Source organism: Geobacillus sp. DSP4a (assembly GCF_013096875.1).
GTDB classification, from domain to species: Bacteria; Bacillota; Bacilli; order Bacillales; family Anoxybacillaceae; genus Geobacillus; species Geobacillus thermophilus.
In genome coordinates this window covers 1-21422 of sequence record NZ_SDLD01000049.1, presented here as the reverse complement: position 1 = coordinate 21422, position 21422 = coordinate 1, and the positions used below count along the sequence as shown (strand labels likewise).

The window sequence follows — 21422 nt, the reverse complement described above, 5'->3', positions numbered from 1 at the left end:
TGAGTGTCTTATGCTCTAGCGGCGAAGTGGACACGCCTCAAAGAATAAGGATTGCTTGAAGCAGTCAAACTTCTTTGGAAGCCCCCACTTCAAATTTTCGCTAGAAAATTAAGTGGGGGTAGTTCACGCCGGAATGGTGAGCGCAGCGCGCCTAGCTACAAGATGGTTGCCGCCCAAGACAAAGTATGATACATTCAAACTGTCAATAACCGAGCCAGGAAACGACCAAAAAGAAAGGAAGAAGAAATTTGAGACGTCCAGTATGGATGGCGGCATGTATGTTGTCGTTTAGCGTTCTTCTGTCAGGCTGCGCAGATGGCAACAGCCAAGAACAAAGCCATTCGCATATAACGAAAACCGCCACTGGCGATATTCGCGAAACAACAAAATCGATCGAGCATTTGCCAAGCTTTTTGAGCGCGTTTGAAGAAGAGATGGCGGTCTTGTACCAGCAGGCGGCCGAACACCGCGAGCTGCTTGAGAATATCCCTTGCTATTGCGGCTGCGGGCAATCAGCTGGCCATAAGAACAATTACGACTGCTTCGTCTATGAAAATAAACAAGACGGCTCGGTCGTCTGGGATGATCATGCGACCAAATGCGGCGTCTGCTTGGAGATCGCCGCCGAATCGATCGCCGCTTACGATCAAGGGAAATCGATCAAAGACATTCGGCATATGATCGATCAAAAATATAAAGAAGGCTACGCCGAACCGACGCCGACCAAACCGCTCTAATACCAGCAAAAAAAGCGCCAAACTTGGCGCTTTTTTTTCGTTCAGCCGATGCCCTAGGCCAAAACGACATTGATCCTGTAAAATCAACTCTTTGTTCACGGCGAACTCGATCGCTTGGCGAACAATGACCATTCTCCACCAACCTTCCAGCCCTCTGCCCTGCCTAGGAGCGTCAGTGGCGGCTGAGCGCCGCGTACAAATCGTGCAACGTATCGATGCCGCGCCCGTGAAGCTCCTTAAGCAAAATCGCCCATAGCTTCGTCATCGCTTCGACATCGCCGTCGGCCGTATGGCGGCGCGGGCAACGGATGCCGTAACAAGCTAACGCATCGTCAAACGTCGGGCACGAATGGCCGATCAGCGTCATCATCGGCTGCAAGTCAAGAAATCGTCCGCTCCATTTTTGCCGATAATGGCGCCAAAGGGCATGGCGCAAAAACGCCAAATCATGGCCGATATGATAGCCGACTAAAACGCCTGTGGCAATAAACGGCACAAACGTGCGCAGCGCCTCGGCAAGCGGCGGAGCGAACACCACATCCTTCGCCTCAATGCCGGTCAAGGCGGAGATGTGTTGCGGGATCGGCTTTTCCGGCTTGACGAGCGTCATGTACATATCGGTCACGGCTCCTCCGACCGTTTTCGCTGCCGCCATGGCCAAAATTTCATCGCCTTGCTCCGGGGAAAAGCCGGTCGTTTCCATATCGATGATGACAAACGGGATGTCAGTCAAACGGTCATGCCAATTGATGATGTGCTGTTTTTCCTTTTGCAGCGAGCGCAGCCACATTTCCTGCTGCAGCGAATGATCGTTGCCGAATAGGGCGGATGATGCTTCACGAGGGATGCCAAGCGACAACAAGCGGAGCGCCCGCTGCCAAAAACGGTGCCGCTCATGCATGAATGCGAGCCACCTGCCGGGCGACAAAGCGCTGCAACCGTTTTGCGGTGCGCATCGCTTGCTTCAGCTGCTTTTGCTCTGTCCGCTCAAGCGTCCGCCATAACACATATTCACGACCATCCCTCGCCTCGGTGCTGTACTTGAGACGAATCGAATAGTAAACAGACAGCGCCTCGCCAACGGCGGTGGAAAGCGGTGTCGTCAATACGCCCGCCGCCTCAAGCGCCCGCCGCCGCTCTGCCGTGTCCGCCGCTGGGACTCGCGCAAAACAGGCTAACCATTTTAAGGCGTTGGCGAGTTGCACGTAGCCGCTTTGTTTCATATGAACGGCCCCACTGTGCGGCCCCCATCGCTCCGTTTGCACGTTGCCCAGCCAACCGAGCGGAACCGGAGGGAATTGAACGTGCTCCCCCATACGCGCCAACAGCGGCGGCCGGTCAGCGATCTCGGCAAACAGCGTCCGCCTCCCCGCCTCGGCCAGTTCGGCGTCTCCATAAAGCGGCCGCATATCCATCGCGATCAACAAAAAACGAATGTCGTTCGGCCACCCGCTTTCGAAATAGGAAGAAAGTTGTTGCTCCCAACCGCGGACCGACTGCGCCCACCGCTTGTTCGTCGCCATCACGTAACCGGAGCAGTACGGATACCCAGCCTCATGCAACATGTCCACCCCAATCGCCGCCATATGGCGGATGAATTCATAACAATCCGCCTCCACTTCCTCGGGACAGTCGAATAAAACGCCGTGATCCTGATCCGTCCAGATCGTCGGCTCACGCCGGCCGATGCTTCCCATCACATACCAGCACCACGCCGGGGGACGAATGCCGACCGACTGTTTCATCGTCTCCCGCTCCGCAAGGAAAAACGCGCGGCGAAGGATGGCTTCATGCACACAAACGATGTCGCTTGCAAGCTGCTCCATTTGTTCAAGCGTCAAACAGCGCCGCAGTTCACGCGCCAGTTCATCATGACAAAAACGAAGTTCGGCGGCCGACTCGGCTGCACTTAGCCGTTCGGCCACCTTTTCCGCCAACGATTCCACCTCCTTTTCCCCCTTGGCTATTGCTGGGCAGCTGTCTTCGGCTGATACGCGGGATCGAGCTGTTCCGGATAGCCATAAGAGCCGTGCTCGCTAATATCAAGACCTGAAATTTCTTGTTCCGCCGTCACACGCAGTCCGATCGTTTTCTTCATGGCATATAAGATGATAAACGAAACGGCAGCGACATACACCGCAGCGCCGAGCACCCCGACCGTTTGCACAATCAGCTGATCAAATCCGCCGCCGTAAAACAGTCCGGCCTTCCCGATGCCCGTGATCTCGACTAAACGCGGTGAAGCGAAAAACCCAGTTGAAATCGTGCCGATAATGCCGGCAATGCCGTGGACGGAAAAGGCGTAAATTGGATCATCAATCCCTTTGCGTTCGAAGTAGATGGACGTCCAGAACGTAAACGATCCCGCCACTGCCCCGATGATGACCGCCGCCCACGGTTCAACGAACGCGCACGCCGCTGTAATGGCAACCAATGCCGCCAACACACCGTTGACCATCGCCGGAATGTCCGCTTTGCCGACCAAAATTTTCGCCGTCAAGATCGCAGCAACCGCCCCTGCCGCAGCAGCCAAATTCGTCGTCAGCGCAACATAGCCGAAAAACCCATCGCCAACCGCCATCGTGCTGCCCGCGTTAAATCCAAACCAGCCGATCCATAAAATCAATCCGCCAATGACTGTATACACTTGGTTATGCCCCGGAATGACGTTTGGCGTCTTGTCTTTATTGAACTTGCCGATGCGCGGGCCAAGCAAGACCGTGGCGATGAGCGCCGCAATCGCGCCTTGCAAGTGGACAACGGTTGAACCAGCGAAATCTTGCATCCCGAGTTGCCCGAGCCAGCCGCCGCCCCACACCCAATGGCCGACCACCGGATAAATGGCAATCGTGAAAATCGCCCCGAACAGAAAATAGACCGACAACTTCGCCCGCTCAGCGAAACCGCCCCAAGCAATGGCCAGCGATACACCGGCAAACCCAAGCTGGAACAAAAATTTCAGCTCGAGCGGCACATTCGCCCACGACAACGAGTCAAACGTTCCTTTTCCTTCTTTTAAAAACCATCCTTCCGTCCCGATGAAGCTATTCCCAGCCCCAAACGTAATCGCAAAGCCGAACGCCCAAAACGCCAATGAGGCGATAGCAAAGCTTAAAATTTGTTTGCCAGCCACATGCCCGGAGTTTTTCATGCGCGTTGATCCGGCCTCAAGCAAAGCAAACCCTGCCTGCATGCCGATGACGAGCACCGCCGAGAGCATCACCCAAAGAGCATCAAGCCCAAGCATCACTGTTTTCTCATCCATTTGCATCTCCCCCTACTTGTCATTTGTTTTTCCTTTTATATGTCATAATATATAACATTAACAAACCGAAAGCAATGCTTATTTTTTGTTGAAACCGATTTCAATCACAAAAAAATTGTTATATTTCCTAACAAAAAAGAAATGCCCCCCATCACGAAGGGCATTCCTACATTGTTACGCAACGCGGATCGGTTTGCCAAACGGCACGCGCGGCATATAATCGTCCGGCACAAGCCAAAACACTTCATAGTCGACTTCGAGTTCTTCATAAAAATAGCCGGTTACATCGGTAATGTAAAACAACGTATCGATTTTTTGCGCAGCGGCCCACTCGAGCACTTCAGTATACGACGACTTCCCGTGCTTGAAATATTTAATCGTCGCCACGCCAACCGGAGAGACATCGCGAATTTTAAAATCCGCTTGGACGAGCAGCGTGTCCGGGCGCAGTTTCTCAAACAGCTTGACAATGTTTTGAATAAGCACAGGCCGCGCCGGACGGTTTGATGTGTCGATCGCCAACGCGATGGAATGGTCTTTCCGCTCTTTGAGCAACGCCAATAAAGCCCGCTGCCATCTCACGATGATCATCCCCCTTATATCGGTGAATCGCCGTGCGCACTACTAGTATAGACGACGATGGGGGAAAGTACGAACTGTTTTTCTTTCCTTTCGCCCTTTCATTTCTCACCGATGGACAGCCTTAGCCATCAGCGGAAACGCCAAGGAGCGAATCCTTGGCGTTTCGGCTTTTACTCCGGCGGGGACAGGGGAATGTCTGGCGCGTTTTCTTGCTCAACCGCCGCCTCGATCGTCCCTTCCGCGTAGACGTCGCTTACTTGTTCATGCGTCTCGGCCAATCCGGCGCCGAGAGCCGCGGCTGACTTGTAATCAGACGGATCATACTGGCGCCCGGCCACCTCAAGCGATTGTTTGTTCTCTGCCATTCGCTTTCCTCCCTGTTCACATCGTTCATTATATTAATGTGAAACAGGGATGAAAAATAAAAAGAGGAAGTTTATGGATCATACATGTATACATCAAGACAAATGCGGCAAACTAACGGTAAACAACCAAAAGAGAGGATGATGGCCAATGAGACAGCCACAACAAAACGACAGCTTGGAGCAGCAACGAAAAAAACAACAGCCGGCAAAAAATATGGAAAAGCAACCGGGGTACGGAGATAAAAAATTAGAGGGCCCGAACTCCCCTGCAGAGTGAGGACGGCGGCGCAAAGATGAGACATTTGCTCGCATTGGCGCTGAAGTATTTGCTGACGGCTACCGTGATGTTCGCCATTTTGCCGTTGTTTTTGCGTATATCGTCCGCGGAACTATTATGGTTCAGCCTTTGGCTGACGCTAGTCGCCTACGCGCTCGGCGATTTGTATGTCTTGCCGCGCCTCGGCAACGTCTCGGCGACGATCGCCGATTTCGGCCTAGTGTTTGTCGCTACTTGGATCGGCGTTGGCGCGTTTTATGACGGTGCAGGGAGCGCTATGATCAATGCGGCCTTTTTCTCGGCCTTGCTTGCCGCATTAGGGGAGCTGTTGTTCCATGGCTATGTGTTGCGTTTTGTCATCGGCCAACATGGCGAGGAAGGGGTGCCGCTGATCGGCCGCCAGTGGCAGACGGAAGCGGCGGAAGAGTTTGACATCCGCACCGCCCGCCCCGATGGCCGCGAAGACGAACGGGTGGACGACGAAGACCGGCCGAAGCAAGAACCGCCCAACCCCCCGATTTTGTAGGCGAGGAGGCCGCCTAGCGCAAAACGCCATCGAACGGCGGCTCTTGGCTGCACAACCGCCTGCGGCCGAAACAAGCGGCCGCGCAAAACGACGAAAAGGGTGCCCATTTCGTGGCAGGCACCCTTTTCTATGCGCCGAGCCGCGGGCAAGCGATCCCCTAACGCTCCGGCCGCTTCAAAGACAGAAGCGTCTGTTTCAGTTCCGCTTCCATGGCCGCCAGTTCGCGTTCGGCCTGCTGCCGTTTCAAACGTCCTTCCGCTTGAATTTTCAACGTCTCCTCAAGCGTGGCGATCAAGTTTTCTTGCGTCCGCTTCAGCGTTTCGATGTCGACCAAGCCGCGCTCATTTTCCTTGGCGATTGCGATGCTGTTCGTTTTTAACAGCTCGGAGTTGCGCAACAGCAGCTCATTCGTCGTTTCAGCAACTTGTTTTTGCGCCTCCGCCGCTTTTTGTTGTCGAAACAGCGTCAACGCGATGACGACTTGGTTTTTCCAAAGCGGAATCGCGTTTAAAATCGATGACTGGATGCGCTCGACGAGCGTCTCGTTCATATGCTGAATCATGCGGATTTGCGGCGCGGTCTGGATCGTCACTTGCCGGCTGAGCTTTAAGTCGTGCACCCGCTTTTCCAGCCGGTCGGCAAACTGGCGCAAATCTTGCACCTCTTGCCAAGCCATTTGGTCGCCGGAGCGCTCGGCGGCCGCTTGCTTTTCCGGGATCGTTTTCGTCCGCAGCTCCTCCAGCTTGTATTCCGCGGCCGCAATATAAATATTGAGCGCCTCAAAATACTCTTTATTTTTCTCGTAAAGCGTCTCGAGCATCATGATGTCGCGAAACAACAAATGCCGGTGTTTTTCCAGCTGGTCGGCGATTTTGTCGATTTCAACGCCGATTTTTTGATATTTCGCCACCATCCCTTGCAGCGGCTTGGCCACTGTGCCAAACAAGCGGGACAAAAACCCTTTTTTCGCCGTCATTAAATCATCGGGATTGACTTCCTTAATTTTCGCCATCAGCTCGCTGATCACTTCACCGACCGGACCGGCGTCTTTCGTCTGCACATGATGCAAAATCGTATGGGAAAACTTGGACAGCTCAGCTTGCGCCGCCACCCCGTATTGCAAAATGGCCTGGTGGTTGGCCGGATCGATTTGTCGGGCCAGCGCCAATGCTTTTTCCCGATGCTCCGGTTTGAGCGCATCGAGCGCGTTAGCCGTCGTTTCCCCTTCTTCAAGCTGGGGGGCGGCCGGCGGGGAAAACGGCTGGGCCAGCAGATCGTCAAGTATGCTTGTCCGTTTCCGTTCATGAAGCTGTTCGAGTGACTCCATCTCATGATTCCGTTCGTCCACCGTCATTCTCCTTTCTTTGACAACGGCAAATGAAGCCGGGCCGATGATTGATGCAACGACTGCTCAAGCATTTTTGCTCCGGTGTGCAGCGACCAAACGTCGTTTGATAACACTTCGAGCAGCTGCCGCTCCGCCGCTTCGGTCAGCTCGCCAAGCAACCGCTCCGTTTGTTGCAGCGCCGCGGCCATTTCCGCATTTTGCACCGGCTGCTGCGACAAGTATACGTATTTTTCCACCATTTCCACCGCCGTCGGCCACTCATTTAAGAAAAACGGCTGGGCGAGGCGAAGCTGGTGCGGCTGCTGCTCGACCGCGCGAATGATCCGATCGACGATGGCACTCAATCGGGAAACGGTTTGCCACATCGCCACCGAACGAAGCCGATAGCGGGCCCGGCGCAGCCGCTTCCATAACGCGCGCGCCTCGCCAAGCTGGCTGCGAACGTATGCCTGCTCCTCGGTCGGTACGTCAGCTGCCAAACGGCGATACCGCCTTTTCATCACAGCGGACACCCCCCACATCGCTCCCATTCCTGATAAAAGCGAGGGCAAGACGTGAAAATCGGCGGCAATAAATACCGTAACTGCAACGATGATCCCAATGTTCCATGAAACGAACCAGCGCCATATCGTGCGAAGCAGTTGCTTCATTGTCCATCCCTTTCTTCATCTTTTCTTCCATTATAACATGTCCACGCCATGATACGTACAAGCGCCCAAAGAAGTTTCATCACCAACTGGACGGCGCGCATAGGACAATGGCCGCTTCGAATAAGCTATAGTGAAACCATCGAAAGGAGAAATGGGGATGAATTCGATCGACTGGCAATTTGCCTCCTTTGTCGTGATCTCGCTGTTGAAGGAATATTGGTGCTATGTCGGCCTGCCGCGCGTCTACTATTGGCAAGCGGCGGACGAGGATCAAAAAGCTGCCTAATGGTGGAAGGAGGGAATGAAATGCAGTCATGGCATCGTCCCGCTCCCCCTGCCGCTTCTCGCCCCACACTGACCATCACTGGCCAAGGAACCGTCATCGCCAAACCGGATACCGTCCTCATCGCAATCGGCGTTCATACAGAACATCACAACATCCAAGAAGCCCTGACTGACAATGCCAAACGCACCAATGCCGTCATCGAAGCATTAAAGGCGCTTGACATTCCAATAGAAGACATTGAAACGACATCGTTTTCCATCCGGCCAACATACGAACATCATAACGGAACAACCGCTTTATCTGGCTATGAAGTCGAACATTGGCTGGAAATCACCATCCGCGATCCTAAAAAAGCCGGCGCCATTTACGAGGCGGCCGTTGCCCGTGGAGCAAACCTCGCCCGCGGCTTGGAATTCCGTCTAGCAAACGAACAAGCCTATTACCAGCAAGCGTTGGCATTGGCCGTGAAACACGCCAAAGAAAAAGCGCTGGCCATCGCCCGCGCTCTCAGCTTGCCTCTTTATGACACGCCGATTGAACTGAAAGAACAGTCATCGCCTCGGCCGGCGCCATACAATCCGGCTGTTCTCAGCATTTCCTCATCAGCGCCGCCTGTACAGACGCAAGATGTTGTCATTACCGCCGTCGTGGAAGCGGTATTTGCTTATTCGTTCATTTCGTGATATCGACCTCATGGACGCGAGCGCCGCCAAACAGCTCAACGCGGATGGTTTTCTTTTTCCCATTCGAATGGACAATGGTTACAGTGTACGCGCCCGGCAAATACGGGCCGATTTTTTTGACAAATGGGTCTTTCGTCGCCTCCTCTTCCGCTTTCACCCCATTGACGACAAGCGACGCCTCCGGATCATCGACGCGGACATGGAGAAAATAGAGGGCTGGCTCAAACACATACCGATCCTCAAACACATGAATCGTAAACACCGGCGGGCGGGACGTCAATCCTTTAATATACACGTGCCCCCCCTCACGCTGGCGGTCGAACTCCTGATCGAGCGCTTCGTACGCCTCAGAATGCTGTTCAAAATAGGCGAATAACGGCGCGAGCGTTTTCTCATTAATGGGCACCGTTTCATCGGTCGTTCTCAGCATCGTTTGCAAGGCAGCCGCATCGCGGTCTTCGATCGCTTCTTTCAACCGCGTGATGGCCAACTCTCGGCTCGCTGCCGTCTTTAATGTTCCGTACCCGCTCCAAACGAGCGTGCCCGCCCCCCATGCGACAGCGACCGCCAAAAGAAGCCAGCCGATGAAACGGTATTGTTTTTTTCTCTTTTCCCGGGACAATAGGCGCTTTTGCTGCCGTTTCTCATAACGCGCCAACACCGCCGCGCCGTCTTGTCCGCCGCGGTTGTCCGCTTCCCCCCCGTTTATGTTCGTTTCCCACCGTTGCAGTTTCATGATGGCTTCCCCTCTCCTTCTCTCTGTCTAGTTCCACTTTATGTCAGAGACAGGGAATATATGTTACACGAACAACGGTGCGCTTTTTATTATACTGGGGAACACAAAAAAACGGGTAGCCATTTGCATAGCCCCCGTCATTGGGAAAGGGAAATGTCCGGCCGCTCTGTTTGCTGCCTGGCCTGGTGAAACATCCATGCATAGAGCGCCGCGCTTCCTAGCGCCAGCATCCCAAGGACAACAAACGTCCATGCATAGCCGATCCATTCCGCCGCGGCGAGCGACAGCGGCGCCACCATCCGCCCGATCGTAAAGCGGAGGCTAGCGGCGGCAAAATATTGGCCGCGCATGTCTTCAGGTGCCAGCCTGGATACAAATGACTGCTGCAGACCGGCCGTCATCAGCTCGGCCAAGGTGAACAGCACCATGACCGCCGCAAATCCGAAAAACGACGATGTTTGGCTAAACAGCCACATTGTGATGCCATATAAAACAGCCGAGCCGATAAACGCCCACCGCTCCGAAAAACGCGCCATCTGCCGCGTCACCATGACCGTGCACAGCGCCACAAGCAGCCCGTTTTCCGCAATGAGCAGGCCAAAAGCATTGGCGCCGTCCACCGTCCAGCCAGCCCATAACGTTTCTTTATGAAGCGTCTCTTTCATATAGACCGGAAGCAACAAATCAAGCTGCATAAACGTCTGTGCGACAAGCACCCCGGCTATAATAAACAAGAAAAAGGTGCGGTCGCGGACAATGACGGCATACTGCCCTATTTGTTCCCGCCAAAACCGCAGCCACGGCACGGTTCGCCGCCCTCCCGCCGAATGCGGGGCTGTTTCGCGCAGCCGTCTGGCCAACACAGCCGCCATCGTGAAACAGGAGCACGCCGCCAAAAGCAGCAGCCAAAACAGGTGATCAGCATAAAACAGCCCGCCGACCGTCGGGCCAATCACAACCGAAATATTCACCGACGTATAAAACACCGCGAACACGTAGCTCCGGTCTTTTTCTGGCACGATGTCAGCAACCATCGCCTGGCTCGCCGGCCAATAAAAGGCGACGCAAATGCCGGCAAACGTAAAACAAAGAAAACCGACAAGTGGCGACGACCACCATGGGGAACTGGCCAAGGCAAAGACGAAAAACGCCGCCCCCTGCCCGTAAGCGGATAACACCATCATTCGCTTGCGCCCGAACACATCGGCGCAATAGCCACCCATCAAATTGGCGACCACGGAAAACAATTGTGACACAATCAATAACATACTGGCTGTTTCTTTGCCAAACGAGTCTGCAAAATAGATGGCCATAAACGGAAAAAACATCCAAAAAGTCGTATTCATCAGCGCCTCGCCATACAGGCGGACTTTTAAGTTGTGATCCCAATCGCGTATTCGCATTGGTGTCTCCCCCGCGATCTTCTCATTTTTTACAGCCTGTTGACCATTATAGCATAGTTTCCCAAGTTGTTAGCGAAATATTTTTGTACAAAAAAACCCTGCCCATCTGCATGATGGGCAGGATCACCGTCAACCATCCGCCTTACTTGCGGATAAATTGTTGCGTCCAAATATAGCCGTTTTCTTCAAAACCAACGCCGATATGCGTAAAGTTTTTGTTCAAAATGTTCGCCCGGTGGCCTTCACTGTTCATCCACGCATTGACGACTTCTTGCGGGGTGCGTTGGCCTTTGGCGATGTTTTCCCCGGCGGCTGTGTACGAAATGCCGAATTTTTTCATCATCTCAAACGGGGAGCCGTACGTCGGGCTGTTGTGCGAGAAGTAGTTGTGGACCGCCATATCGCGTGATTTTTCGCGGGCGACTTTGCTGAGAGCTAAGTCGACTTGAAGCGGCGGCAAACCGTATTTTGCCCGTTCTTTGTTCGTCAGTTCTACGACTTGTTGCTCATAAGCGTTCAAGCCGGTTGTTTTTTGTGTTGCAGCCTTTGGCGCCGTTGCTGGCGTTTTTGCCGGCGCTTGCGTATTAGCTTGCGGCTTTGCCGCCGGCTGTTTGACCGCTGCCGGAGCTTGCGGTTTCGCTGCGGCCGGCTGTTTCACTGCCGGTTGCTGCACGGCCGGTTTCGCCGGTTGGAACGACACAAACGGGAAGTATTGTTTCAACCATTTCTCGAAATCTTGAATGTTGGTGCTTGTATATTTTACTTGATACACGTTCGCTGTCGGGCACGTCACCCCTGCCGCTTCCGTTTTCGTCGTTGCCGCAAACGAAGCGCCGACAAGTGCGACCGAAGCGGCGATCGTGGCTAACATTTTTTTCTTCATCGGAATTCCTCCTTGTTTTCTATTTTCAAAATTAGTTTCTATTTTCAAAGTTTCAAAGGCCGTTGCGTCCGTCAGTGATGCCTGCATTGTTCGGCGAGGACCGTTTGGACGTCCTCTCGCCTGCATCCCCATTATAACATGGGGTTTTTGTAATATTTTTGGTCCAAAATGGAAAATGGGGTGTATTGGCAGCCCCCGGTAAAAAAGACACTTGTTTTCATTGCCAAATCAACACCGATTATTGACGGCTGCAATGATTGGAAGACGCATCCTTTCACTAACGATGATTCCTTTTTTTCCTCTACTCCTCTAACTATCTATATTTTTCTTGCAAAAAGGGAGTTGACAGCCTCCGATTTCGGCCATTTCGTTTAACAATTGTTACAGCTGTGTTACAAAACAGAGAGAAACTCAACGTTTTGTTATAAAAAAGAAGCTGCGGCATTTAGCCCCAGCTTTTACGTCTATTCGTCCTTTTGCTCTTGATCGACAACAAGTACCGTTTTCACTTCGTTCGGCTTCACTTGTACAGTAAATTGCTGCTTTGCATCCATCACTAGCGGCGCAAGTGGGGTTTCGTTTAAGTTTGTGCGCCATATCGCCGATAACGGCCCGTGCCATTGGAATGACGCCTCCGTCTTCTGCGGCGTCGGGTTAAAGAAGCGGACAATGACGCCGCGGTGGTCTTCGCTCCGCTTCACCGCGCTTAGCACGACCTCGCCTTCCTGTTGGGAAAACAGGCTATATTCATACGGCACCGAGAACGCCACCGGATTCATTTTCATGGCATCGTACGGCAGTTTGTTGTACGTATACAGCGGCGTTAAAAACTGTTTCGCCCGCTTGGCGACATTTGCTTCTTCCGTCGTTCCGCGATGCGTCGTCAACGCGAAGTGCAGCTCGATCACACCGAGCATTTGCGAGTCCGGCGTTGCCATTTTAATGCCGGACGGACGGCCCGGGCGACGCACGAGCTCCTCTTTGCCCAGATAGCCGACGCTGCGTAAAAGCGTCACCGCGATCGTATCGCGCTGTTCCCCGACAATCTCGTACTCTCTCGTGCTGTTCGTCAGCACGGCGATGCCGCCCGTTTCATCCGACAGTCCGACATACGTGAGCATCGGGTAGATCGCATCCGGACGTTCATCCCATCCTTCTTGTTCCCACACGTCGATCGCCGGGTCGACGACCGGCCGCCGAATGACACCGAACTGGTTGTCAGCGACCGAATGGGTAGAGGTGATGCCGGTTGGTACGTATAGGCGGACGCGGTGGTCTTTCGCTTCGTTATTGATGCGCACTCGGACATCGATGAGCGGTTGGTCCATCGGAACGGTCAACCGAATGGCGACATCAAGAAAACGATCATTCCGTTTCGCTTTCCGGCTGTCAAGATCGGCCGGCACCGGCAGCCGGTAAGTGATATCGGCATAAGCGAAATAGCTGTTTTGCCGGAGCGAATACGTCGCCTTCACGCCCTTATTATCAATCGGCTCATCGCCCGGCAGCGGGGAAAAGTCATATTCGTCTCCATCATCACCGACATCTTCAAGCAAGAGCACATCGCGGAACGTTCGCTGCAGCTGTTTGTCATATATGTTAATTGTCCCATTCTCATTGACGGTGATCGTATAAAACGGCGTATCCACTTGCTCAACAGCCGTTGGCGCTTGTTTGTTCATCTGTTCCGCCTCTTGCACTAAATACGCTTTATACCCCATCGCCGGAATGCGGTCGCGGAAATGGATCGTATAGCGGACGAACGGATCGTAGTTGCCGTAATGGACGATTTGCCGGTCAATCAGGCCCGGGTCGACGATCGTTTCATCCACCACTTCAAACTCCACCGGTTCCCCGCGTTCATCGACGAGACGGAATGCTTTCCACTTCGTCGTAATTTCCGCTTCGATCGGCTCGTTCCGTTCGTACGGAAGCGTATTGTACACAACCAGCTTGTCGACCGACCGATCCGACGGCATCGCATCGGCCATTTTGCGCATATAAAATGTGATGAGCCGGTCGGCCCGCTCTTCCGCTAGCGCAAAGCGCCCCAAAATGTCGCGGTGAACAAGATCTGAACAGCAGCAGCCGATGCTGTCGTGCGCATGGTTTTTCATCATCTCTTTCCAAATGAGCTCCATCAGCCGGTGCTCATACGGAAACCCAAGCGTCGAGGCGATGGCGGCCAGCGGCTCAAGCACGTTCGTCACTTTGTTTTCGATGCGGGCGTTCGCCGCTTTAATGTCCATGCGCGTCGAGTAAATGCTGCGGTGAACGCGCATATATTTGCCGTCCAAAAACTCGCCGCGGATGACCGGAAGCTGTTCCTCTTTTTCCAGCTGTTCAAACACATGTTCATAGCGGCTTAAGAAAAAGGTCCGTTCCGGATAGAGCGTTTGCAGCTTGTCGATCACCTCAAAAATATTTTTTTGAATCGGCATTTGGTCATGACCGTTCGGAATGAGAATGTGATCGGTCGTCGCCCCGCGGTCCAAAACAGCAAAGTATTTGTCCATCCGCTCTTTCAGCTTTGCTTCATCAGTCGGAAGATATTTGCCGATCGCATAGCCGAGCGGGAACAGCTGCACAAGCACTTTCGAGCCGTCATCGCTCACCCAGTAAAACTCGGTTTTGTCTGTGCCATGCCGTTCCGACACGCCGCGCCAAAAAATGGCCCGCCTGATGCCAAAGCCGTTTAAAATTTGCGGCATCTGCGCCGATTGCCCGAACGAGTCAGGGAGATAGCCGATTTGCATCGGCTCCCCGAACTCTTGGCAATCTTTCAGCCCATAGAGCAAGTTGCGGACAATCGACTCCCCGCCGACGACCATTTCGTCCGTTTGCGTATACCACGGGCCGATGATCAGCTTTCCTTCTTGGACAAGGCGGCGGATGCGCTCTTTTTGCTCCGGCTTGACGGCCAAATAATCTTCCAACACGACCGTCTGCCCGTCAAGAACAAAGTATGGGTAATCACGATTCGTTTCCAACATCTCCAATATTTCTTCCATATCGTTCACTAACAAAATGCGCGATTCTTCCGCGGAAAAATACCATTCGCGGTCCCAATGCACATGAGGAACGATGTGAACGTATCGCTTCAATATTTTCACCTCATTTGTCTTATCGTTGTTGCGCCTTTAGCTTTTGCACGCGTGTAGCGACTAACAGCACCGTCGAAATCAACGCCCCGATCAGCGCGGCGCCAAGCCAGATGACTCCCGCTTTCCATAACGGTGCGCCTTGCAGGACAAACAGCGAGAAAATGCCGGCTCCCGGAACGTTCAGCCCGATTTGCGACGCTGTGACGATCGCCCCGGTGACCGCCGACCCGATGCAAAGCGACGGAATGACGCGCAGCGGGTCGTTAATCATAAACGGAATCGCTCCCTCGGTAATGCCGGCTAAGCCAAGAATCCATGTCGACTTGCCGACTTCGCGCTCGTATTCTTCAAAATACCGTTTGAACAACAGCGTCGCGGCGGTGACGGAAAACGCCGACACCATTTTCACCGAGGCGAATGCCGCATACGGAATGAAGTTGCCGCTTGCCATCGCCCCAATGCAGAACGTATATGCCGCTTTATTGACCGGCCCTCCTAAATCAAACGACACCATGACGCCTAAAATCGCACCGAGCACAATGGCGTTGCGGCCCGACAAGTTGTTCAGCCACTCAAGCAGCGCATTGTTCAGCCCGGCGACCGGCTTGCCGAACACAAACAGCATCAGCGCTCCGACGACGAGCGAACCGATGACCGGGTACAGCCAAAAGCTGATAAATCCGGAGAACGCGCCTTTTGGCGGAAGCTGCTTTTTCAACCACTTCATAAAGTAGCCGGCCAAAAAGCCGCCGAGCATGCCGCCTAAAAAGCCGCCGTTGATCATCGTCGCGGCAATCCCCGCGGCAAACCCCGGACCGAGCGCTGGCTTGTCGGCGATCGCATACGCCATGTACGCCGACAGCACCGGAATCATGAGCGTGCCAAGCATATTGCCGCCCAGTTTGCGCAGCATCCAAAGCCACGAGTTTTCCGTATCGTATACTTGTTGAAGCCCAAACGCCTGGGCGATAAGCACCGCACACGCCAAAATCATCCCGCCGGCGACGATAATCGGAATAATATGAGAAATGCCGGTCAAAATGGCGTTTTTCACTTCCGTTTGCCATGAAACGCGCTCAGGCATTGTCTCCTTTGTCGGCTCATATTCCCGCTTTCCTTCCTTTTCGGCCTTCTCAAGCGCTTTCAAAAGAACGCCTTTCGCATCTTTCAGCGGCGCCGCAACTGTCGTTCGGTACACCGGCAAATGGGCAAACCGTTCTTCGTTTTTCACCGCCACGTCTGCAGCAAAAATCGCCGCTTCCGCTTTTCGCAGCCGCTCCTCGGTATGGCGGTCTTCGATGCCGTTTGCCCCTTGCTTTTCGACGAATACGGCAACCCCGATCTCCCGTCCGGCTTGCTCTAACGCTTCAGCCGCCATATACGTATGGGCGATGCCAGCCGGGCAGGCCGTGACGGCGACAATCGTTTTTCCTGCTGGCGCTGCAACGGCCTCCGCCTTTTCCCCGTCAAGGGCGCGATACAGCTCTTCCGCCGTGCGGCATTGCTGCAACCGCTTACGATAGTCAGCGCGCGCCAGCCGTTTAGCAAGTTCGGCAAGCAAATCCAAGTGCGTCGATCCGGCTTCCTGTTCCGGAATCGCTAATAAAAAAACAAGCTCCACTTCATTGGACGGATCGATGCTCTCCCAATCGCGAATCGGCCGAGCCAGCTTCGCCACCGCAAAGGCCGCCGATTTTACCGCTTTCGACTTCCCGTGCGGAATGGCTAGCCCCGCTTCAAGCCCCGTCGGAGAGAGCGCTTCCCGCTCCATCACCGCTTGATAAAACGATTCAGCCGAATACAAATTCCCCTCCTCGTCCAACTTGCGGACAAGATGGCGGATAACTTCCTCTTTCGTGGACAACGACAATCCTACATCGATCAGCCGAACGTTCGTCAGCTGTTTCAGCTCCATTTCTCCCATCCTCTCTTTCCATGCCGTTTGTCGACTTCATTATAAAAGAAAAAAAGCAAGAAGACCGAAATCTTCTTACTTTTTCACCATCCTCGCGCCATGATTCGTTTCGTGTGTGTATTTATACACATCCGCCGTACTTTTGCCAATACCGTTCACTCAACGCCCGCAGCACGAGATAAAGGGATGTGCGGTCGGTGACATCATACTTGTTTAAAAACTGCTTGGGCGCCCAGCAATACAAGCGGAAATCGGCAAGATCGGCGAGCGAATTGGGAGAAAAATGCGTCAAGCTGATGACAAACGCCCCGTTTTGCTTCGCGGCCGCAACCGCCTCAAGCACTTGCTTCGTTTCCCCAGATACGCTAATGACAAAGACGACATCCTTTTCCCCGCAGCGGTCCGCATTATACAACATATCGTGGCGCTGGACAAAAAAGTCGGCCGGCTTGCCGACGCAACGCAAATGTTTCGCCATCATCTCGCAAAAATAGGCGGAATCGCCGATGCCGTAAAAAAAGACGTGTTTCGCCTCATGCAGCTTGCGAACAGCATCTTCGATGAGCTGCTCGTCGATCAGCTCTTTCGTTTTTTCGATGGCCGTTTTTCCGTCCGCCTTTATCGCCGCCTCGGCCCGCCGCTCGAGCGCCAACGCCGCCTTCAGTTCCGCAAACCCCTTATACCCTAATTTTTTGGCGAACCGGACGATCGTGTTCGGCACTGTATAAAGCGCTTCCGCCATTTTTTGAATCGGAATGTCGGCGATCTCGTCGCGGTGTTCCATAATGTAATCGACAATTTGGTCATCTGTATCGTTCAGCTTATCGGCATACAGCCTCACCCGTTCATCAAAACGCATCGGTCTCCATCCCCCACCGTCTTCTCGTTTGCTACTATTTTAGCAAGAACCGATGGCGGTTGGCTACAGCGCCTGTTTCCGATCTATGGCTGATGCCCCTCAACCAACAACGGAATGCGTGCTTTATATTTCTCAATCCATCGGCGGTTATGTTCGTCCGCCCCCTCAATGTTGCCGCTTAAAAAGACTGGCGGTTCTACTCCATTTTCTGCCACAAGAGCAATCGCCTCGGCGAAAACGGCGTTTAAAATCGCGCTGCCGATCACTGTGGAAGTAGGCGCAAATGGAACAGAAACGTTTGGGTGGGCTAAAATCGCATCACCTTTCACAGAGTGGTTGTCAATCACAAGATCGACGACCTCATACAGCAACCGGCCGCTCTTATGCCGCGAGGGCTGGCTTTTGGAATATTCCAAGGACGTTACCGCAATGATATAAGCGCCTTTCGCTTTCGCCGCCAGCGCCACATCAATCGGGACCGGATTGCGCCCTGATGTGGACAAAACGAAAAACACATCTTCAGGACGGATATCCTCATGATTGATAAAATTTTTTGCGAAATCATTCATTCTCTCCAACATGGACGAACGGACCGCCCCCTCATGAAGCATAAGGGGCTCAAAAAATATTGGTTTAATTGGCACAAGCCCTCCAGCACGGTAGAACACTTCTTCCGTTAAAATGTGGGAGTGGCCACATCCGAACAGTTGAATAATTCCACCTTTTTGAATGGCTTCACTTACTACATAAGCGGCTTTTTTTAGATTGCCCTTTTCATGTTTTAAAACGAGTTCTAAACGTTCGTTCACTTTTTGGAAATATTGATCGAGCACCGGCCGCCCCCCTTAAGCACTCGGCTTCTTATTTCTCGCAACAGATGCTCCTGCAGCCAAAAAAAGGCTTCCCCTGCAAAGGAAGCCGTCCATTCGTTCGTGGTATTTTGGTTCTTTTACTGTCCCGTATACCCGCCAACTGGAATGTTGTCTTTCCGGGCAACGCCGGTGCGGTAAGCCGCTTCGACGACCGCTTGTCTGACGCGTTCGACGACTTTGCTGTTGAAGACGCTCGGGATGATGTATGTTTCGTTCAATTCATCCTCCGTCACGACAGAGGCAATCGCCTTCGCGGCAGCGAGTTTCATTTCCTCATTAATTTCTCGCGCCCGGCAGTCGAGCGCCCCGCGGAAAATGCCCGGGAAGCAAAGGACGTTGTTGATTTGGTTCGGATAATCAGAACGTCCGGTCGCCATGACGCGCACGTACGGTTCGGCCAGCTCCGGGTCAATTTCCGGTATCGGGTTGGCCATCGCAAACACGATTGGGTCGCGCGCCATCTTTTTCACGTCATCCACTTTCAAAATGCCCGGGGCGGAAACACCGATAAATACATCTGCGCCGGCGATGACGTCAGACAAGCTGCCTTTGACGTTGTCCGGGTTGGTGATTTGGGCATATTCTTGCCAATACGGATTTTCGTACGTTTCATCGCGATGGATGGCGCCATGGCGGTCGACCCCGATAATGTTGCGCACGCCGGCCGCAAGCAAAATTTTCGTGCAGGCGATGCCAGCGGCGCCAATGCCGGTGAGAACCACTTTAATGTCTTCGAGCTTTTTGTCGACGATTTTTAACGCGTTGAGCAGCCCGGCCAAGAGCACGACCGCCGTGCCGTGTTGGTCGTCATGGAACACCGGGATGTCGAGCTCTTCTTTCAAACGCGCTTCAATTTCAAAACAGCGCGGCGCCGAAATGTCTTCCAAGTTGATGCCGCCAAACGCCGGGGCGATCGCTTTCACAATTTGAATGATTTCTTCCGTGTCTTTCGTATCCAAACAAATCGGGAACGCGTCCACTCCGGCAAATTCCTTAAACAGCATCGCTTTCCCTTCCATGACCGGCATCGCCGCGTACGGACCGATGTCGCCCAGCCCGAGCACGGCCGTGCCGTCCGAGACAACTGCGACCGTATTGCGTTTAATTGTCAACGAATACGCCTTGCGCGGATCTTCAGCGATGGCCGTGCAAACGCGCGCTACACCCGGCGTGTATACCCGCGACAAGTCATCGCGCGTTTTCACCGGAATTTTCGAATTCGTTTCAATTTTTCCCCCGATGTGCATTAAAAACGTGCGGTCGGAAACGTTGATGATTTTGACGCCGCGAATTTTTTTCAGCGCCTCAATGATCAAATCGCACTGCTTCGTGTCGAGGGCGCTGACGGTGATGTCGCGCACCGTGTGAACTTTGCTTGATGAAATGACGTCAATTCCGACAATGTCCCCGCCCGTTTTGCCGATTGCGGCGGCGATATCGCTGAACGAGACGATATCTTTTTCGAACTGGAGACGAATCGTAATGTTCATCGCTGCCCCGCCTGGTAATGCCATAACAATCGTCCTTCCTTTTCTCTATTTTTGTTTAAATCAGTAAATCATCTTACGGTACAAATGTTATCCTATGAACCGGAAAAAGACAACCCTTATTGTACACCCCTTTCGGCAAACACATGCATCTTTCCGCCGAACGTGAAACAGCATGCGTCCTGAGCCAGCGCAGCCTTCTTCCCACCGTTCATGTTCCGCTGTTGGCAAAACAGCAACAGGGGTGGCTGACGGCAGAAAAACAACATGCAAGAAGGAAATCAGAGCAGCAATGAAGTAAACGTAAAAGAAAGGAAAAACTAGACAGGAGCGAAAAAGAATGAGAGAAAAGCTGTTTCTCGTGCTGGCCAACTTGTTTTGGGCCGGCAATTACGTCATCGGGAAGTCCATCATTGCGGAAACGGGCCCATTTTGGCTGACGTTGATCCGTTGGTGCGCCGCTTTTATCGTGTTGGCGCCCGTATCGTACTGGCTTGAGCGGCCGCGCTACCAGGACATCATCAAACAATATTGGCTGCCGCTCGCTGCAGCCGGAATTCTTGGCGTCATCGGCTATAATTTGCTTTTATACGGCGCGCTCGCCTATACATCGCCGATGAACGCAGCGATCGTCAATTCGCTCAATCCGGCGATCATCGTCGTGTTGTCGTATGCGCTGCTGCGGGAGCGGCTGTCAAAAACCAATATTGCCGGCTTTTTGTTGTCGCTGGCCGGTGTATTGTTTATTTTAACGGATGGGCATATAGCACACGTCTTCCAAATGAACTACAACCGCGGTGATTTGATGATGCTCGCCGCCGGCGTCGTCTGGGCGCTTTATTCGATCATCGGCAAAAAACTACCCGTCCCACCGATTACAGCGACAACGTGCTCCGTTTTTTTCAGCTTGCTGCTGCTGTGGCCGTTCGCATTCTTTTATCCGTTTCCAGCTGATCACATAAGTGCAGCTGGGCTCGCCGGATTGGTCTATATTTGCTTGTTTCCGTCCATTCTTTCCTTCTTATTTTGGAACATCTCAGTGCAAAAAGTCGGTCCGAGCCATGCCGGTGTATATTTAAACTTAATTGCCGTATTTACCGCTGTGATCACGTTTTTGCTTGGCGGTGCTCTATCCGTCCTGCAGCTGGCCGGCGGCGCAATCGTCTTGTTCGGCGTCTATTTGGCGACAAAAGCGCCGAAAGTGAAGACGGAACAAGTGGATATCGCAGGATGACGGCCGGGCCGTTTGGCGGACAGCATTATCAAAAGTGAACTACCCCCACTTAATTTTCTAGCGAAAATTTGAAGTGGGGGCTTCCAAAGAAGTTTGACTGCTTCAAGCAATCCTTATTCTTTGAGGCGTGTCCACTTCGCCGCTAGAGCATAAGACACTCAGGTCTACAGCTTTACTTTTCTTTAAGATGTTTAATGCGCCATTGACATC

General features: G+C 53.1%; 20 protein-coding genes. 5 read left to right on the top strand and 15 right to left on the bottom strand.

Going from position 1 to position 21422, the window contains the following annotated elements; all coding sequences use genetic code 11:
• The first annotated feature begins 266 nt into the window (after positions 1 to 266).
• A complete protein-coding gene (locus tag ETC02_RS14380) occupies positions 267 to 737 on the top strand; it encodes a PCYCGC motif-containing (lipo)protein (protein ID WP_369806429.1) in 471 nt (156 codons plus the stop codon).
• A gap of 172 nt (positions 738 to 909) precedes the next feature.
• Here ETC02_RS14380 and ETC02_RS14375 read toward each other — a convergent pair whose 3' ends face one another.
• The 5 genes from ETC02_RS14375 to ETC02_RS14355 form a co-directional block, all read right to left on the bottom strand.
• Positions 910 to 1638, bottom strand: a complete 729-nt coding sequence (locus ETC02_RS14375) for a 3'-5' exonuclease (protein WP_050368609.1) — start codon at positions 1636 to 1638, stop codon at positions 910 to 912.
• The gene (locus ETC02_RS14370) at positions 1631 to 2683 is read right to left on the bottom strand and encodes a DUF294 nucleotidyltransferase-like domain-containing protein (protein WP_063211790.1); all 1053 of its coding nucleotides are present in this window, start codon (positions 2681 to 2683) and stop codon (positions 1631 to 1633) included. Before ETC02_RS14370 ends, ETC02_RS14375 begins: the two co-directional genes overlap by 8 nt.
• Before the next feature lie 17 nt (positions 2684 to 2700).
• Positions 2701 to 4002 (bottom strand): ammonium transporter, encoded by a 1302-nt coding sequence (locus ETC02_RS14365; protein WP_171698367.1) that lies wholly within the window; start codon positions 4000 to 4002, stop codon positions 2701 to 2703.
• 174 nt (positions 4003 to 4176) lie between these two features.
• Complete coding sequence (locus tag ETC02_RS14360; RefSeq protein ID WP_063211820.1) at positions 4177 to 4584, bottom strand: vWA domain-containing protein; 408 nt, start codon at positions 4582 to 4584, stop codon at positions 4177 to 4179.
• Positions 4585 to 4754: 170 nt separating this feature from the next.
• Positions 4755 to 4949: a YozQ family protein gene (locus tag ETC02_RS14355; RefSeq protein ID WP_011230946.1), complete on the bottom strand. Its 195-nt coding sequence runs from the start codon at positions 4947 to 4949 to the stop codon at positions 4755 to 4757.
• Between the two features lie 293 nt (positions 4950 to 5242).
• Here ETC02_RS14355 and ETC02_RS14350 point away from each other — a divergent pair, with 293 nt between their 5' ends.
• The gene (locus ETC02_RS14350) at positions 5243 to 5752 is read left to right on the top strand and encodes a YndM family protein (RefSeq protein WP_063211792.1); all 510 of its coding nucleotides are present in this window, start codon (positions 5243 to 5245) and stop codon (positions 5750 to 5752) included.
• Positions 5753 to 5909: 157 nt separating this feature from the next.
• On the opposite strand, the gene ETC02_RS14345 is transcribed toward ETC02_RS14350, so the two are convergent.
• Positions 5910 to 7106 (bottom strand): toxic anion resistance protein, encoded by a 1197-nt coding sequence (locus ETC02_RS14345; RefSeq protein WP_171698366.1) that lies wholly within the window; start codon positions 7104 to 7106, stop codon positions 5910 to 5912.
• Entirely contained in the window at positions 7103 to 7750 is a 648-nt protein-coding gene (locus ETC02_RS14340; RefSeq protein WP_171698365.1) for a 5-bromo-4-chloroindolyl phosphate hydrolysis family protein, read from the bottom strand. Before ETC02_RS14340 ends, ETC02_RS14345 begins: the two co-directional genes overlap by 4 nt.
• A 157-nt stretch (positions 7751 to 7907) precedes the next feature.
• On the opposite strand from ETC02_RS14340, the gene ETC02_RS18130 reads away from it, so the two are divergent.
• Both ETC02_RS18130 and ETC02_RS14335 read left to right on the top strand, forming a co-directional pair.
• The gene (locus ETC02_RS18130; protein WP_255350121.1) at positions 7908 to 8036 is read left to right on the top strand and encodes a hypothetical protein; all 129 of its coding nucleotides are present in this window, start codon (positions 7908 to 7910) and stop codon (positions 8034 to 8036) included.
• 20 nt (positions 8037 to 8056) lie between these two features.
• Positions 8057 to 8719, top strand: a complete 663-nt coding sequence (locus ETC02_RS14335; protein WP_033011123.1) for an SIMPL domain-containing protein — start codon at positions 8057 to 8059, stop codon at positions 8717 to 8719.
• Here the strand turns inward: ETC02_RS14335 and ETC02_RS14330 are convergent.
• The 8 genes from ETC02_RS14330 to ETC02_RS14295 form a co-directional block, all read right to left on the bottom strand.
• Positions 8709 to 9455, bottom strand: a complete 747-nt coding sequence (locus ETC02_RS14330) for a TcaA second domain-containing protein (RefSeq protein ID WP_033011122.1) — start codon at positions 9453 to 9455, stop codon at positions 8709 to 8711. The two genes, ETC02_RS14335 and ETC02_RS14330, sit on opposite strands and share 11 nt — an antisense overlap.
• A gap of 137 nt (positions 9456 to 9592) precedes the next feature.
• Positions 9593 to 10858 carry an MDR family MFS transporter gene (locus ETC02_RS14325; protein WP_171698364.1) on the bottom strand — a complete coding sequence of 422 codons (1266 nt, stop codon included), beginning with the start codon at positions 10856 to 10858 and terminating at the stop codon, positions 9593 to 9595.
• Between the two features lie 142 nt (positions 10859 to 11000).
• Complete coding sequence (locus tag ETC02_RS14320) at positions 11001 to 11741, bottom strand: CAP domain-containing protein (protein WP_171698363.1); 741 nt, start codon at positions 11739 to 11741, stop codon at positions 11001 to 11003.
• A gap of 464 nt (positions 11742 to 12205) precedes the next feature.
• Entirely contained in the window at positions 12206 to 14845 is a 2640-nt protein-coding gene (gene mngB, locus ETC02_RS14315) for a mannosylglycerate hydrolase (RefSeq protein ID WP_033011118.1), read from the bottom strand.
• Between the two features lie 19 nt (positions 14846 to 14864).
• Positions 14865 to 16760: a PTS 2-O-a-mannosyl-D-glycerate transporter subunit IIABC gene (gene mngA, locus ETC02_RS14310; protein WP_033011134.1), complete on the bottom strand. Its 1896-nt coding sequence runs from the start codon at positions 16758 to 16760 to the stop codon at positions 14865 to 14867.
• 121 nt (positions 16761 to 16881) lie between these two features.
• Complete coding sequence (locus tag ETC02_RS14305; protein WP_033011117.1) at positions 16882 to 17619, bottom strand: MurR/RpiR family transcriptional regulator; 738 nt, start codon at positions 17617 to 17619, stop codon at positions 16882 to 16884.
• An 83-nt stretch (positions 17620 to 17702) separates the two neighbouring features.
• A complete protein-coding gene (locus ETC02_RS14300) occupies positions 17703 to 18452 on the bottom strand; it encodes an SIS domain-containing protein (RefSeq protein WP_033011116.1) in 750 nt (249 codons plus the stop codon).
• Between the two features lie 116 nt (positions 18453 to 18568).
• The gene (locus tag ETC02_RS14295; RefSeq protein WP_033011115.1) at positions 18569 to 20005 is read right to left on the bottom strand and encodes an NAD-dependent malic enzyme; all 1437 of its coding nucleotides are present in this window, start codon (positions 20003 to 20005) and stop codon (positions 18569 to 18571) included.
• Between the two features lie 313 nt (positions 20006 to 20318).
• Here ETC02_RS14295 and ETC02_RS14290 point away from each other — a divergent pair, with 313 nt between their 5' ends.
• Entirely contained in the window at positions 20319 to 21212 is an 894-nt protein-coding gene (locus tag ETC02_RS14290; protein ID WP_033011114.1) for a DMT family transporter, read from the top strand.
• Positions 21213 to 21422 lie beyond the last annotated feature (210 nt).

What these genes read in the sequence shown, in the direction of transcription:
- ETC02_RS14380 (WP_369806429.1), top strand. Translation starts at nt 267, where the DNA reads ATGGCGGCATGTATGTTGTCGTTTAGCGTTCTTCTGTCAGGCTGCGCA.
- ETC02_RS14375 (WP_050368609.1), bottom strand. Translation starts at nt 1,638, where the DNA reads ATGCATGAGCGGCACCGTTTTTGGCAGCGGGCGCTCCGCTTGTTGTCG.
- ETC02_RS14365 (WP_171698367.1), bottom strand. Translation starts at nt 4,002, where the DNA reads ATGGATGAGAAAACAGTGATGCTTGGGCTTGATGCTCTTTGGGTGATG.
- ETC02_RS14355 (WP_011230946.1), bottom strand. Translation starts at nt 4,949, where the DNA reads ATGGCAGAGAACAAACAATCGCTTGAGGTGGCCGGGCGCCAGTATGAT.
- ETC02_RS14350 (WP_063211792.1), top strand. Translation starts at nt 5,243, where the DNA reads ATGAGACATTTGCTCGCATTGGCGCTGAAGTATTTGCTGACGGCTACC.
- ETC02_RS14345 (WP_171698366.1), bottom strand. Translation starts at nt 7,106, where the DNA reads ATGACGGTGGACGAACGGAATCATGAGATGGAGTCACTCGAACAGCTT.
- ETC02_RS14340 (WP_171698365.1), bottom strand. Translation starts at nt 7,750, where the DNA reads ATGAAGCAACTGCTTCGCACGATATGGCGCTGGTTCGTTTCATGGAAC.
- ETC02_RS18130 (WP_255350121.1), top strand. Translation starts at nt 7,908, where the DNA reads ATGAATTCGATCGACTGGCAATTTGCCTCCTTTGTCGTGATCTCGCTG.
- ETC02_RS14335 (WP_033011123.1), top strand. Translation starts at nt 8,057, where the DNA reads ATGCAGTCATGGCATCGTCCCGCTCCCCCTGCCGCTTCTCGCCCCACA.
- ETC02_RS14330 (WP_033011122.1), bottom strand. Translation starts at nt 9,455, where the DNA reads ATGAAACTGCAACGGTGGGAAACGAACATAAACGGGGGGGAAGCGGAC.
- ETC02_RS14325 (WP_171698364.1), bottom strand. Translation starts at nt 10,858, where the DNA reads ATGCGAATACGCGATTGGGATCACAACTTAAAAGTCCGCCTGTATGGC.
- ETC02_RS14320 (WP_171698363.1), bottom strand. Translation starts at nt 11,741, where the DNA reads ATGAAGAAAAAAATGTTAGCCACGATCGCCGCTTCGGTCGCACTTGTC.
- mngA (WP_033011134.1), bottom strand. Translation starts at nt 16,760, where the DNA reads ATGGAGCTGAAACAGCTGACGAACGTTCGGCTGATCGATGTAGGATTG.
- ETC02_RS14305 (WP_033011117.1), bottom strand. Translation starts at nt 17,619, where the DNA reads ATGCGTTTTGATGAACGGGTGAGGCTGTATGCCGATAAGCTGAACGAT.
- ETC02_RS14295 (WP_033011115.1), bottom strand. Translation starts at nt 20,005, where the DNA reads ATGGCATTACCAGGCGGGGCAGCGATGAACATTACGATTCGTCTCCAG.
- ETC02_RS14290 (WP_033011114.1), top strand. Translation starts at nt 20,319, where the DNA reads ATGAGAGAAAAGCTGTTTCTCGTGCTGGCCAACTTGTTTTGGGCCGGC.